At 34.1% G+C, this 15,486-nt stretch carries 11 protein-coding genes; 1 reads left to right on the forward strand and 10 read right to left on the reverse strand.

Annotated elements, in window-relative coordinates; genetic code table 11:
- Nucleotides 1–282: 282 nt before the first annotated feature.
- Complete coding sequence (locus tag FEM21_RS03330) at nt 283–687, forward strand: hypothetical protein (protein WP_035657766.1); 405 nt, start codon at nt 283–285, stop codon at nt 685–687.
- Here the strand turns inward: FEM21_RS03330 and uvrB are convergent.
- From uvrB to FEM21_RS03380, 10 genes are all read right to left on the reverse strand, one after another.
- Nucleotides 684–2,675 (reverse strand): excinuclease ABC subunit UvrB, encoded by a 1,992-nt coding sequence (gene uvrB, locus FEM21_RS03335; RefSeq protein WP_035657768.1) that lies wholly within the window; start codon nt 2,673–2,675, stop codon nt 684–686. The genes FEM21_RS03330 and uvrB overlap by 4 nt on opposite strands.
- A gap of 157 nt (nt 2,676–2,832) precedes the next feature.
- Complete coding sequence (locus FEM21_RS03340) at nt 2,833–5,355, reverse strand: glycoside hydrolase family 95 protein (protein WP_035657771.1); 2,523 nt, start codon at nt 5,353–5,355, stop codon at nt 2,833–2,835.
- Nucleotides 5,356–5,516: 161 nt separating this feature from the next.
- Nucleotides 5,517–6,479: a 23S rRNA (adenine(1618)-N(6))-methyltransferase RlmF gene (rlmF, locus tag FEM21_RS03345; protein ID WP_035657773.1), complete on the reverse strand. Its 963-nt coding sequence runs from the start codon at nt 6,477–6,479 to the stop codon at nt 5,517–5,519.
- A 165-nt stretch (nt 6,480–6,644) separates the two neighbouring features.
- The gene (locus FEM21_RS03350) at nt 6,645–7,307 is read right to left on the reverse strand and encodes a thiamine diphosphokinase (RefSeq protein WP_035657776.1); all 663 of its coding nucleotides are present in this window, start codon (nt 7,305–7,307) and stop codon (nt 6,645–6,647) included.
- A gap of 164 nt (nt 7,308–7,471) precedes the next feature.
- Complete coding sequence (locus FEM21_RS03355; RefSeq protein ID WP_035657778.1) at nt 7,472–8,290, reverse strand: DUF4249 family protein; 819 nt, start codon at nt 8,288–8,290, stop codon at nt 7,472–7,474.
- Nucleotides 8,291–8,317: 27 nt separating this feature from the next.
- The gene (locus tag FEM21_RS03360; protein WP_035657781.1) at nt 8,318–10,699 is read right to left on the reverse strand and encodes a TonB-dependent receptor; all 2,382 of its coding nucleotides are present in this window, start codon (nt 10,697–10,699) and stop codon (nt 8,318–8,320) included.
- 98 nt (nt 10,700–10,797) lie between these two features.
- Nucleotides 10,798–12,063: an MFS transporter gene (locus FEM21_RS03365; RefSeq protein ID WP_035657783.1), complete on the reverse strand. Its 1,266-nt coding sequence runs from the start codon at nt 12,061–12,063 to the stop codon at nt 10,798–10,800.
- Nucleotides 12,064–12,069: 6 nt separating this feature from the next.
- Entirely contained in the window at nt 12,070–12,297 is a 228-nt protein-coding gene (locus tag FEM21_RS03370) for a hypothetical protein (RefSeq protein ID WP_035657785.1), read from the reverse strand.
- A gap of 11 nt (nt 12,298–12,308) precedes the next feature.
- Nucleotides 12,309–12,899, reverse strand: coding sequence for a TetR/AcrR family transcriptional regulator (locus FEM21_RS03375; protein WP_035657787.1), 591 nt, complete (start codon nt 12,897–12,899; stop codon nt 12,309–12,311).
- A gap of 257 nt (nt 12,900–13,156) precedes the next feature.
- Nucleotides 13,157–15,388: an NADP-dependent isocitrate dehydrogenase gene (locus FEM21_RS03380; protein WP_035657791.1), complete on the reverse strand. Its 2,232-nt coding sequence runs from the start codon at nt 15,386–15,388 to the stop codon at nt 13,157–13,159.
- Nucleotides 15,389–15,486: the final 98 nt, after the last annotated feature.

The raw sequence follows: 15,486 nt of genomic DNA on the forward strand, positions 1-15,486 counted from the left end.
ATAAAAATGAATATTATTTGATGCAGATGCAGATTTCTGATTTTCTGATTTTTGTTTACCTCATTTTAAACATATAATAAAAAAGTATAGGCATAAAAGATTTTTCTTTAAAATGCTGTTTTTTGTTCTAAGTATTTACAAGCTTAAAAGTTAATTTTTTGTGATTTTTAGCTTTTTTTAGTTATGAAAAAAATGTGATTTTTCAATTAAAATGTTTAATTAGCAGATTTTCTTTGGGTTATTATTATAAAAAATGATATTTTAGCTAAAATTATTTATGATATGGATACTTGTGAAGAAAAAAAGAAATTGCTTTTGGAGATGATTGCTTTTGCAACAGTTGATGGTCAATTGAATAAAAAGGGATATGATTTTTTATTTTTAATAGCCAATGAATTGGATTATGAAAAAGGAGGTTTTATTGATTTATTAAATCATGAATTGCCAAAATTACCTGAAAATCTCAAATTAGCCCGAATTAAACAATTTTATAAATTAGTTGTTTTCTTTCAAAACGATGGTGTTTTATATACACAGGATCCAGATTTGATTGTTCATATCGCAATTAGTATGGGATTAGATACTGATGCAATTAAAAAGTTAATAAAAAAGGTCAAAAATGCACCTAATAACATTATTTCGGATGATGTTTTATGGGATATTTTTAGTGACGATGTGAATTATTAGGCAAGTTGTTCCTGTAATTTTTTTATTTCATCACGTAATTTTGCTGCCTGCATAAAATCAAGTTCTTTTGCGGCTTTCTCCATTGATTTACGCTTTTCGCGAATGCGTTTTTCAATTTCTTCTTTCGATAAATATTCGTTTACAGTTTCTGCTGCAGTATTTAAAGTGTGCCCAAGTTCATATTCTACCAAAGGATTTTTGGTAAATGCACTGTCGATTTTCTTGTTTAATGCCTGTGGAACAATATTGTTAGCCGTATTAAAATTAGATTGTTTGGTTCTTCTGTAAGTGGTTTCGTCAATAGTTTTTTGCATACTGTCTGTAATTTTATCAGCATACATAATTGCTTTTCCATTTAAGTTTCTCGCCGCACGACCAATAGTTTGTGTCAGCGAACGATGCGAACGTAAAAATCCTTCTTTATCTGCATCCAGAATAGCTACTAGTGAAACCTCAGGTAAATCCAGACCTTCACGCAATAAGTTGACACCAATTAAAACGTCGAAGATTCCTTTACGTAAATCCTGCATAATTTCTATTCGTTCTAAAGTATCTACATCAGAATGAATGTAACGGCAACGAATATTAACTTTGGTCAAATATTTAGCCAATTCTTCAGCCATTCTTTTGGTTAAAGTAGTGACCAAAACACGTTCGTCTAATTCGCAGCGTTGCTGGATTTCCTCAATCAAATCATCAATTTGATTTAAACTTGGACGAATTTCGATAATAGGATCTAATAAACCTGTTGGTCGAATAATCTGTTCTACATAAACTCCATCTGTTTTTTGCAATTCGTAATCAGCAGGAGTTGCTGAAACGTAAATTACCTGATTTTGCATGGCTTCAAATTCTTCAAATTTCAACGGACGGTTGTCCATAGCAGCAGGAAGTCGGAAACCATATTCTACCAGATTTTCTTTTCGGCTTCTGTCTCCACCATACATAGCGTGTACCTGTGAAACCGTTACGTGACTTTCGTCAACAACCATTAAATAATCTTTCGGGAAATAATCTAACAAACAGAAAGGTCTTGTACCTGCTTCACGGCCGTCTAAATAACGCGAATAATTCTCAATTCCGGAACAATATCCTAATTCACGAATCATTTCTAAATCGAAATTGGTTCTTTCTTCCAGTCGTTTTGCTTCGAGATGTTTGCCAATTTCTTTGAAATAATCCACTTGTTTAACCAAATCCTGTTGAATTTGCCAGATAGCATTTTGTAAAACATCTGGCGAAGTCACGAACATATTGGCGGGATAAATAGTAAGTTGGTTGAAACGTTCAATAACTTTGGAAGTTTTAACATCGAAAGATTCTATTTCTTCGATTTCGTCTCCAAAGAAATGAATTCTGTAAGCGTCATCAGCATAACTTGGAAAAACTTCGACTGTGTCACCTTTGATTCTGAAATTTCCAGGATTGAAATCAGCTTCCGTTCTGGAATACAAACTTTGTACTAAGGAATGTAATAATTTGGTTCTGGAAATTTCCTGATCCCGTTCAATTGCAATTACGTTTTTCTGAAATTCGACAGGATTTCCAATACCGTACAAGCAAGAAACTGATGCTACGACCAGAATATCTCTTCGACCTGAAAGCAATGAAGAAGTTGTGCTTAAACGCATTTTTTCGAGTTCTTCATTGATAGATAAGTCTTTTTCGATAAAAACGCCTGTAACCGGCATAAAAGCTTCGGGCTGGTAATAATCGTAATAAGAAACGAAATATTCCACAGCATTATTAGGGAAAAATTGCTTGAATTCTGAATACAATTGCGCTGCCAGGGTTTTGTTGTGTGCCAATACCAGAGTGGGACGCTGTACTTCCTGAATGACATTGGCCACCGTAAATGTTTTACCAGATCCCGTAACTCCTAAAAGGGTTTGGAATTGTTCTCCATCAATAATGCCCTGAGCTAATTTTTCAATGGCTTGAGGTTGGTCTCCTTTAGGTTTGTAATCAGATACGACTTGGAATTTCATTTGTTTAGGGACAAAAGTTAGGGCTACAAAGTTACGAAGTTTATCTACAATTTAATGTTAACTAAAATTCTAATAAATCATAATAGTACTTTAAAAAATAGAGCCGCTTTATAAAATAAAACGGCTCTTTGAAAATCTTGAAAAATTATTATTTCAATTATATTTTGACTATTTGGTATGCTTTACCTTTTGTTGTTTTAAATGAAAGTTGGTAACCATTGTCAGTTTTTTGTGAAACGATATCAGAATTTTTTATTTTCACAGGAACTTTGGTAACAAGGATACATTCAGCTCCATTTAACGATTTTATTGATGCATTATTTAATTGCTGTTTGCTCCAATTCATATCAATTTCAAATCCTCCTCTTGCAATAAGTCCTTTTATATTTCCTTCGCTCCAGGCTTTTGGTAAGGCTGGTAATAATTGAATATAATTGGCTTGACTTTGCAAAAGCATTTCAGCCATTCCGGCCGTACCAGCAAAGTTTCCGTCAATTTGGAAGGGTGGATGTGCATCAAAAAAGTTAGGATAAGTTCCTCCGGCACGAGAATTACCGCTTGAAGGATCAACGTAATTTAATAATTGTCTGATTAAAGAATAAGCATGATCACCGTCCTGTAATCTTGCCCACCAGTTAATTTTCCATCCTTTGCTCCAACCCGTTCCTTCGTCGCCACGCACTTCAAGCGATTTTTTGGCAGCATTAAAAAAGTCAGTCGTCAAAGGAGTGATTTCTCTTCCAGGATGCAAACCAAATAGGTGAGAGGCATGACGGTGGTGGATATCTGTTTCTTCAAAATCCTTGTACCATTCCATCAATGTTCCGTTTTTGCTAATTTGTAATGGATACAGCTTAGCTCGTTTTGCAATTAAGGTTTCTCGGAAGGCTTTATCTGTTCCTAAAGTTTCAGAAGCTTCAATTAAATTATCGAATAAATCCCTGATGATTGACATATCCATTGTAGTTGCAACCGATACTGATTGTTCTTTGCCTTTGCTGTCTTTGAATTTATTTTCAGGAGAAGTAGAAGGAGCCGTAACCAAATAGCCATTTTTATCTTCGACTAACCAGTCTAAAGAAAAAAGTGCGGCATCTTTCATAACAGGATAGGCTTTTTCAGCCAGGAATTTTTTATCTCCTGTAAAACGATAATGCTCATAAAGATGTTGTGTGAGCCAGTTTCCGCCCATCCACCAGTTAGCCCAAACAGGATCGCCATTGCCTTTATCGCCCACAGGATTACTCAATGCCCATAAATCGGAATTATGATGTGCAACCCAGCCATTGGCATTATAAAATTCGCGTGCAGTAACTTTTCCGGTTTTAGCCAGACTTTGAATCCAGTCTAAAAGGGGTTGGTGCATTTCAGAAAGATTGGTCACTTCTGCCGGCCAATAATTCATCTGGGTATTGATGTTGATGGTGTAATTAGAACTCCATGGCGCACGAAGTTTTTCATTCCAAATTCCCTGTAAATTAGCAGGAGGCCCGCCTGGACGTGAAGAAGAAATCAGCAAATATCTTCCGTACTGAAAATATAAAGTTTCTATTTTAGGATCATAAGCACCATTAGAATAGGCTTTCAATCGTTCGTTAGATGGTAATTTTAATTTAGTTGGAGTATTCACTGTATCTTTTACAGCAAAAGAAACGCGATCGAAATACTGTTTATAATCAGCAATATGTCTGTTGAATAATTGAGAATAGCTCTTTTTTACTGCTTTGTTAATTCGGTCCGAGGCAATTTTATTCTCATCTTTTCCGTCTTTATCCGGACATTTATCAAATCCGTTGAAACTGGTTGCGGCAGCGATGTAAAGAATTACTTCGCTGGCATTTTTGATTTTAATTTCAGAATCAGTTGTTGTAACACTTCCATCTTTGTTAACCGCTTTAATACGATATTGGTAACGCATACCGTCACATCCTGTAGGATCTTCATATATTACAGGTTCTCTCCCTTTTACGTTATAATAAGAAGGATCTACGTTAGCAGGCGCTTTTCCGCTAATAATAAGTTCGTTGTTATCTTGAGTTGAAGGAGAAAATTTCAATTGACTTTTCGAAGAAATATCAAAAGTAAGCGCTCCTTTTTTATTTGTCGAAATTCGAATCAACATTATATTGTCTGGGGCAGAAGTGAAAATTTCCCGGGTATATTCGACACCATTAATAATGAATTTTGTGGTTGCTACAGCATTTTCAATATCTAAATCACGATAGTAAAACGCAGGTTTTACATTATTGAAATTCTGTTTGATAATAATATCGCCCAAAGGCAAATACGATTGCGAATACAAGCCCTGCATTTTTCTTGTAAGCTGATTAGCCTTAGAATAATCTTCCTCCTGAAGTAAGGCTTCTCTAATTTTGGGTAAATAATCTTTTGATTCCGGATTGACATTTGTTTTTACTGGACCACCGCTCCATAAAGTACTTTCGTTAAGTTGTAATAATTCTTCTTCAACACCGCCAAATATCATTGCGCCAATTTTTCCGTTTCCTACAGGTAATGCTTCCACCCATTTTTCAGATGGCTTGTCGTACCATAATTTTAGATCTTGCGTATTGGAATTGGTTTTGTTTTGAGCTTCACAAAAAGAAGCAAATAGAATTTGGACAGCTATAAAAGAAACAACTTTTAGCTGATTGGGTTTGGTTTTGAAAAAAAAGAACATAAATGGTTTGGTTAAATAGTGTTAGATTTTTTTGAATTGCTAAAAATAGCGAAAACATATCGTTTTAGAATAAGTTATGATTAGAAATCAGTAAAAAAATAATAATTGTAAACGTAAAAAATAAATATTGAATTCCGTTGTAATTAGAAACTATTGAAATGCTAAAAAACAGCTTGTTCTACTTCGAATTTCCAGTTTTTTAATTGAGTTTCAGTCAGGAAAGTCCAGGCGAGAATGCGGCTTGTTTTTTGTCCTTGCGCCATATCGATGGTTTTTATTTTACCAACATTGACCTTGTTTAAGGTCTTGTAAAGACTTTTAAGATGCGATTGTTTAGAAACCAAAGTAGTGAACCACAAGCATTGCATTGGGTATTTAGCACTTTCGTAAATTATTTGGGTAATAAAACCCAGTTCGCCACCTTCACACCATAATTCAGAACTTTGACCACCAAAATTCAAAACGGGTTTTGTTACTTTGGTTTTTTCTAAATTATTGATTTTTCTAAGGCTGCCTTTACTGGCTTCATCAGCTGATTTATGAAATGGCGGATTGCAGATTGTAAAAGCAAATTTATCTTCGGGAGTAATGATATTTTTAAAAATAAATCGAGGTTCTACCTGTTGTTGCAGACTGATTGCTTCAATTAATTTAGGGTTAGATTGAATTATTTCGTTACAATTGTTGAGCGCTTTTTCGTCAATATCAGTGCCTACAAAACTCCAGTCGTAAACTGAATTTCCAATTATAGGATAAATACAATTGGCTCCCAGACCGATATCTAAACCTTCAATTTCGATTCCTGTTGGGATAATTCCGTTATTGCTTTCGGCTAATAAATCGGCGATGTGATGAATATAATCGGCTCTTCCGGGAATAGGCGGGCAAAGGTAATTTTGAGGAATATCCCAGTTTTGAATATCGTAATAAGTAGCTAACAATGCCTTATTTAAAGTTTTTACAGCTTCAGGATTACTGAAATCGATAGACTCAATTTTATGTTCGTTGATGAAAACAAAAGGTTTTAATTCGAAACAATTTTCAATTAGTAAATTGAAATCATAACGCAACCGATGTTGGTTTCTAGGATGTAAAGTGACCTTCTCTGTAATTGTTTTAGACATTGTATTTTAATTTCGCTGCAAAGGTAGTTAATTAAAACGGCTTTAATATTTATAAAAGGTTATTTTATAATGAATTAAGCTTGTTTTTTCAGTCTAAAATGTAAATAAATTACAATCCTGAAGTAAAGTTGTGGTAGGTTATTTTTATAAATGGTAATTTTATGTTTAATCCATGCATTCCATAAGCAATAAATCGCCTTCCTGATATTCAATAACAACCAGACCGTCTTCGATAACATGATTACTGGTTCCGGTGCGGTAACCTATCGTAAGGCTGTCATTTTCTAAGGGATAAAAAAGATTTTTAGAATAAATTCCGGTTACCTGACCTACCGGAACTAATGAGATAATTGAATTGGCAGTGTACCATTTTTCGAATTTTTTAGGTAATAAAAAAACTTTAGAATGGTCGTCCAGAATTACAATTTTCAATTTATCGCGGTAACGAACAATATTCGTGAGATTCGTAATGGTATGATCGGCTCTTTTTCCTGTTGCCCAAACTACATTTGCCGCAGGAATATTTCTTTCGCACAAATAATCAAAAGCTTTTTCTAAATCCGTTTTGTCTTGATTTGGAGTATGTACAATTTCCAGTGGATATTGTTTTTCTTTGTAATAATTGGTATCAAAATCACGGTCGAAATCACCTAATAAAACATCTACTTTGATTCCTAATTCAATTACTCTTTCAATAGCTGAATCAAGTACAATTACCAGCGGAGACCATTCGAGCAATTGTCCTAATAATTCGGGATTACAGGCAGCACCATTGGCAATAATTAAAGCAGGTTCTTGATCGTCCCGAACTATATGATGTGATGACAAAGGAATGTAGATTTTTTAATTAACGATTTCAGCAAAGATAGCTAATAGTTTTTTGTTTTTTAGCCAGAGACAGAATGTTCGTTTTTAAAAATTTCAACCACAAATTTCATAGATTTTTTCTTTAGAAACGTTTTGAAAAACTTAGTTCCTTTGCGGTAAAAAAATTATTGAACAACGTAACGACGCATATCGGTTTCGCCTAAATAAAAATAACCTAATGGATAATTTTCAGGATTTGTAATGTTCTTAATGTTTCCTCTCACGGTTGCAGGCGGCGTTTGAAATGGACCTCCTGAACTGCCAATAATTCCAATTAAGATATTCATGTAATTGTAATATTGTTTAGAAACTCCGTAATGTGTAAGTTCTATTACATCGCCTGCTTTTAAATCGTCACTTTCAGAACGGCTGGAATTTTCGTTGCCTTGAAAAAAACGGTCATCATCAACATTGTAGCTAAGTTTAGCTTCATTAGAATATTCATAACGATAAAGATAATAGTTATCAACATTATCAGGATCATTATAGAATGCTTTGATTTCAATATCTTTTCCTGTAAATCCTCCTTGGTTATTTTGCTCGATTCGGGTAATAGGTGCTAATGATTGAAAGGTTTCGGTTCCAGTATAAGTTTCCCCATCGTTAATAACGGTTAGAGTATAATTTTTACCAATTTCAGGTTCGAAATCATTACAAACATATTCTCCTGAATTTGGAATTTCGGTGAAATTAAAAACGGTGTTTTCACTATTTGTTATAAAAATAGTTGCTCCGGTTACAATAGGAACTTCGGTTTCATAATAACCAGTTGTAGTTGTAAGTTTTATTTTTTGAGCATTTCCTGTACTGCCTTTGATCCATACAATAGAGGCGTCAATCACTAATCGGGGTGGAGCACTATCTAAGTCAAGATCGATTACTTCTTCACAACTACTAAATAAGCCGATAAAGAGGATTAAAAGGAGATATAAACTTTTTTTCATTGTATTGTATTTTTTTCGAAATGAAATTTAGAATTTGAAATTATAACTTACCGCTGGAACCATTCCAAAAATGGATGTTTTTACCGCTTCGTTTACTGCAGTATCTTCATTTTGTCTAAAAGCGATAGAAGCAGCATTCATACGATTGTAAAGGTTGTAGATACTAAAAACCCATTCAGCCTGCCATTTTCTACCTTTATTTTTTCTTGGCGTTAAAGTAGCTGAAACATCTAAGTGATGGTAAAGCGGTAATCTGTTTTGATTACGTAAACCATAACTTGGAACAAAAACATCTCCATATCGGTATTTGTTATCAGGATAGGTAACTGGCTGCCCTGATTGTAGGGCAAAATTTGCTCCAAAATCCCATTTTTCATTCAGGTTATAAGCAGCAGTTATGGCTAAATTATGGGTTTTGTCGTAGGCCGAATTGTACCATTTGCCATAATTAATTCCTAATTCTTCGGGAGTTCTGCCAGGAGTTTGCTGTTCTGATTTAGATAGAGTATATGAAATCCAGCCATTTAAACGTCCTTCGTTTTTCTTGAACATCAATTCCAGACCATAAGAACGCATTCTTCCGTTTAGAATTACTTGTTCGATGGCTTCATTAGCAATTAAATCGGCACCATCAATATAATCCATACGGTTTTGAATCTTTTTGTAGAAACTTTCTATTTCTAATGAGTAATCTCCGTCTTGAATATTTTTGAAATAACCAATAGCAACCTGATCGGCAATTTGAGGTTTGATATAATTGTCACTTGGCATCCAGATATCCAGCGGAGTAGGAGAGGAAGTATTAGAAACCAGTTGTAAATATTGTACCATTCGGTTGTAACTGGCTTTTACAGCTTGGTCTTCGTTGAGTTGGTACGAAATTGAAAATCGTGGTTCAAAGTTGTCAAAACTTTTTATCGTTTTGTTTTTACCATAATATTTAGTGCCTATAGGAGTTGCTTTTTCATAAATCTGAAAATCAGAATTAAAAATAACCGGATTATCATTTTCATATAAATTAACTGTCGAATTTCCTATTCGGGAAAACATACTATAGCGCACACCATAAGCGACACTAATTTTTTTAGATAACTTATTTTCGGCTTCAACATAAAGCGATGGTTCAAAAGCATATTTTCGATCTAACTGATCAGGATTTATATTAGATGTTTCGCTGGACGGTTTAATTGTTCCCGGATTAAAATTGTAATACAACGCGTTAACACCATAATTTAATTTAAAATTATCCGAGATATAGTGCTTAAAATCATACTTGATATTGTAGTTTTTTATACCAGAATCCCAGTTGAAGCCTATGAAATCCAAATCTAATCCATAATAGTAATCACTGTAAATTACCGAAAGATTCGAAAATAATTTATCAGAAAATAAATGATTCCAGCGCAGGTTTAAAGTAGTGTTTCCGTAAATATTGCTAAAACTTTTATTGATGGCAAAAACATCACGACCAAAATAACCCGATAAATAAATATTGTTATTGTCGTTAATTTTATAGCTTAATTTGGTATTCAAATCATAAAAATAAGCCGAATTGTCTTTTTGATCTTCTGATAATTTCAGGAATAAATGAGCGTAAGAAGCCCGACCTCCAATTAAAAATGAACCGCGGTCTTTTACCAGCGGACCTTCGGCAAGAAGTCGGCTCGAAATTAATCCAATTCCGCCATTCATATGAAAATCTTTGCTGTTTCCGTCTTTTTGATAAATATCTAAAACAGATGAAGCTCTTCCGCCATAACGAGCCGGAATTCCGCCTTTGTATAATTTTAAATCTTTAATCGCATCGGGATTAAAAACAGAGAAAAATCCAAAAACATGTGAAGAATTGTAAATCGTAGCTTCGTCTAAAAGAATTAAATTCTGATCAGCACCACCACCGCGAACATTGAATCCTGAAGCGCCTTCGCCAGCATTAGTAACTCCTGGCAGTAATAAAATGGATTTAATTACATCGACTTCACCTAAAACTACCGGCATTTTTTTTATAGCTGCAATCGAGAGTTTGTTGACACTCATTTCAGGCGTTCTGGTGTTTGCACGACCTTTATTATCGGTAATTACTACTTCGTTGAGCATTTCACCATTTTCGGTCAGAGCAAAATTCATTTTACTGCTTTTTGTAATCGAAATGGTTTTTTGAACATTTTGATAGCCAATATAACTAATGTTTATATTCTGGTTTCCTTTAGGAATGCTAATCGAATAAAAACCATATTCGTTAGTCGTCGTTCCTATTTTTAATTCCGGAAAATAGATGTTAACACCAATTAATGTTTCGTTATTTTTAATATCACTAACAATTCCGCTTAAGGTGAATTTTTCTTGTGCAAAAGTGCTTAAACTAATAAAGAGAACGGAAAAAAGAAGAATGTTTTTTTTTGTAATCATTTTAAGATGTTTGAATTGCAAATTTCAAGTATTATTACAGAAAATTCAACTACAATACTGTTAATTAATATTTAATATTCTATCCTGGATTATGTTAGTTAAATTTCTGAAACTGATAAAATAGCTTCTGAATCTTGTTCAGGATTTTTTCTTAAATGTTGGTTTACCCTGTTCAATAATACAATTGATACAATAGATATTCCGATGATTATTAATCCTAATGTGTTGTAATGTTCTAATGGACTAAAAGTGTCTTTTTGTACCACAATTGTCCCTGCAAAAGCTGCTGCGATTCCTCCCGAAATTTGTTGTAAAGAAGAATTAATACTCATAAAAGCACCTCGGTCTTCTTTAGCCGGAATAGAAGTAACTAAAGCTGTAGAAGGAACCATTCGGCTCATTACCCCCATCATCATCAATACATTTACAATTCCCACTAACCAAAACGGAGTTTGAGATAAATTAGTATAAATAGCAACAGTCAAAATTGTCCAGATTGAAGCTACAGTGAAAATTTTAAATTTGTCTATTCTGTCACTTAATTTTCCAATAATAGGCATAATTATCAAGGTTGATAAACCTGAAATCATGAAAAGAAGCGGAAGTTCTTCTTCTGTAATTTTTAAATTATTGATAGCAAAAGCGCTACCAAAAGGCATTAGCATAAAACCACCTACTGAAAGAATGGCTGTTGCAGCAAATCCTATTCTGTATTCCCGTTTTGAAATCGTATGGATTAAATGCTGAAAAGGTGAATTGTTATTTTGAATAGCTAAATGTTCAGTTAGCGGTTTTAGTTTTATTGCAATAAGAATGGCAATAATCACTGCCATTGCCGCTACCCATAAAAATGGAGCGTGCCAGTCCCAGGCAGTTGCAATGTAAAGTCCTAACGGAATCCCAAATATTTGGCTGGCACCAAAAGCCATTTGGATAAACCCCATCACACGACCACGTTGTTGCATCGAAAATAAATCAGTTACAATGGCCATTGAAATAGATCCAATTACTCCGCCAAATAATCCTGTAAAAATTCGGGCTGCTACTAATAAAGGATAAGATGTTACGACTCCGCAAAGAATGGTGCCAATAATAAATCCGGTGTAAAAGAAAAGCAGCAGTTTTTTTCGATCAAATTTATCGGCAAAACCGGCTGTAAGCAAGCCTGAAATTCCTGCGCTAAAAGCATAAGCAGAAACTACTAATCCAAAGTGTGTTGGTTTTAGCTGCATGGTTTTCATTAAAATATCGCCTAACGGAGAAATTACCATAAAGTCTAATATTACTGTAAATTGAGTAATTGCCAGAATAAAAACAGCAAATTTTTGATAAGATGTAAAAGGAATTGTTGAGTTGTTTTTCATTTTTTATTAGCTTAGTTCAAAACATTTAAAATCCTGTTCTGTTATCATCTTGATAATTTCTGGAATTGTTAAGGTTTTGGTTTCTATTCGCAAAACTGAATCAATATCTTCTAAATCGATATTCCATTGGTCAATTTCAGAATTAGTATTCAGTATTTTGCTTATTGTTTCTTTATCTCTTTCGGTTTTGATATTCGTACCAAAAATTAAAATGTTGTTAAAATCAGTTTCCATAAGTTTGAGATTTACGGTGTTAATGCTTTTATAACTAATTCAAATGCTTCTCTAGTAATATTTTGGTTGAGTTTAAATGGTCCTCCACCAAAATTTTTGCCATCTCTTTCAAAACGTAATAAGGAATACAAAGGACCGTAGGCAATACTCCAGAAGACTTCTTTTGAAATAGGAATTAATTCTTTTTTCTCGATGGCATTTTTAAAGAAATTTTCCATAATTGACTTGAATTCTAATAAGCTTTCGTCGATAATTGATTCGCTATAGCTTGAATGAGTTAATAATTCCCAGCAGCTTACTTCTAAAGGAAATTTTTGTGTAAAGCGTGCTCTGTTTTCCCATTGTTTGTACAAGCCTTCACTAAAAGACATTGAGGTTGTGAAATCGTTAGTCATTTCGGAAAAGAAATTTTTGCCAATTTCAATACCAATTTTCCGAATTAGATCGTCTTTGTCAGAATAATAAATGTATAAAGTAGCAACAGATATTTTACTTTCTTTAGCCAAGCGATTCATACTAAAACCTTCGATACCTTTTTCGACTAGTAATTGGATTGCTTTTTGTTTGACGATTTCTTCTTTATTAGTGTCTCTGGTTCTCATTACTTTTTTATTACGAGCCAAAAGTATAAATTATAAATGAATGTTCGTTTATTTATAACGAAAAAATATTTTTAAATTTTAAATTCAAAAGATATTTGAAATAAAGAGAAAAGGAACACTGATTAGAGAAATTGATAAAGTTATTCTAATTTCATAAATCTGGGTTGCTAAAAAGAGGGGTTTGTGAATGATAATTAAAAAGCAAAAAAAAAAGACAACCCTTTCGAGTTGTCTTTAGTTTATGAATTAGAATAAAATTAAGCTGTTACAGCGATTTTATCTAAAATAGTATTTAAAGTTGTGCTTGGACGCATCGCTTTGCTCGCTAAAGCAGGATTTGGTTGGTAGTAACCGCCAATTTCCTGAGCTTTACCTTGAGAAGCAATTAATTCAGCATCAATTTTAGCTTCGTTTTCAGTAAGTTCTTTTGCAATAGGAGCAAAAATAGCTTGTAATTCAGCATCTTTAGTTTGAGCTGCCAAAGCTTGTGCCCAGTATAAAGCTAAGTAAAAGTGAGAACCACGGTTATCAATTTGACCTACTTTTCTAGCCGGAGATTTATCATTTTGTAAGAAAGCGTCGTTAGCCTGATCTAAAGTTTCAGAAAGAACGATTGCTTTTTCGTTGTTTAATGTTTGTCCTAAATGCTCTAATGAAGCACCTAAAGCTAAAAATTCTCCTAATGAATCCCAACGTAAGTATCCTTCAGTTACAAATTGCTCAACGTGTTTAGGAGCTGATCCACCTGCACCTGTTTCGAATAAACCACCACCATTCATTAATGGAACGATAGATAACATTTTAGCTGAAGTTCCAACCTCAAGGATAGGGAATAAGTCAGTTAAGTAGTCGCGTAATACGTTTCCTGTAACTGAGATAGTATCTTGTCCTTTAACGATACGCTCTAATGAGAACTCAGTAGCAGCAATCGGGTTTAAGATACGGATGTCTAATCCTGTCGTATCGTAGTTTTTTAAGTAAGTGTTTACTTTTTCGATTAATTGTCTGTCGTGTGCTCTGTTTTCGTCTAACCAGAAAACAGCAGGAGTGCTTGATAGACGAGCTCTGTTTACAGCAAGTTTAACCCAGTCCTGGATAGGAGCATCTTTAGTTTGACACATTCTGAAAATGTCATTAGCTTCAACAGCTTGTTCCATTAAAACGTTTCCGTTTAGATTCACTACACGAACAACTCCGTTAGCTGCTAATTGGAAAGTTTTATCATGTGAACCATACTCTTCAGCTTTTTGAGCCATCAATCCTACGTTAGGAATACTTCCCATAGTTGTTGGGTTGAAAGCGCCATTCTTTTTACAGAAATCAATTGTTGCTGTATAAACTCCAGCGTAAGAACGGTCTGGAATGATAGCGATAGTATCTTGTTGTTTTCCTTCTTTGTTCCACATTTGACCAGAAGTACGAATCATTGCCGGCATAGAAGCATCAACAATTACGTCAGATGGTACATGAAGGTTAGTGATTCCTTTATCAGAGTTTACCATAGCAAGAGCTGGTCCGTTTTCGATAGCCTGATCGATAGCAGCTCTTACTTCAGCTTCTTTTGCGTTACCTGCAATTTTAGCGTAAACATCACCTAAACCATTTTTAGTGTTTACTCCAAGTTCAGCAAATAAATCAGCGTATTTAGCAAATACATCAGCAAAGTAAACTTCTACAATAGCTCCAAAGATGATTGGGTCAGAAACCTTCATCATAGTAGCTTTTAAGTGAACAGAAAGTAAAACTCCTTTGGCTTTAGCCTCAGCAATTGTTTTAGTAACAAAAGATTTTAAAGCGTTTAAGTGCATTACTGAACTGTCAATAATTTCACCAGCTTTTAATGGAGTACTGGCTTTAAGAACTTTAGTAGTTCCGTCTTGTCCTACGAATTCGATTTTTACATCAGTTGCTTCAGCTACAGTAACTGATTGCTCGCTTCCGTAAAAATCACCGCTTTCCATAGAAGCAACTGCAGTTTGAGAATCGGCAGTCCATGCTCCCATAGAGTGTGGATTTACTTTAGCGTAGTTTTTTACAGCTTTAGGAGCTCTACGGTCAGAGTTTCCTTCACGTAAAACAGGGTTCACAGCTGAACCTAATATTTTAGCATATTTAGCTTTGATTTCTTTTTCAGTATCGTTTTGTGGATCTTCAGGGTAGTTAGGAACCGCATATCCGTGAGCTTGCAATTCGGCAATAGCTCCTTTTAATTGAGGTACAGATGCAGAAACGTTTGGTAATTTAATGATGTTTGCTTCAGGAGCAGTAGCTAATTTTCCTAATTCAGCTAATGAATCTTTTACTCTTTGCTCTTCAGTTAAAAACTCAGGGAAATTAGCAAGGATACGAGCAGCAACAGAAATATCTTCTGTTTCAATTTCGATTCCTGCAGTAGCAGTAAAAGCTTCAACAATAGGTAAAAACGAATAAGTAGCTAACAAAGGTGCTTCGTCAGTTAATGTGTAAACAATCTTTGATTTTTGTGTCATTTTTTAAATTTTATAGTAGTAATTCTTCAAAGAAGAATGTGAAATGTATTGTTTGCTTTGAATAAAGCGGTGCAAATATATGCAAATCAGTCTGAAAT

Origin of the sequence: Flavobacterium seoulense, assembly GCF_000695795.1 — a bacterium.
Classification (GTDB): Bacteria; Bacteroidota; Bacteroidia; order Flavobacteriales; family Flavobacteriaceae; genus Flavobacterium; species Flavobacterium seoulense.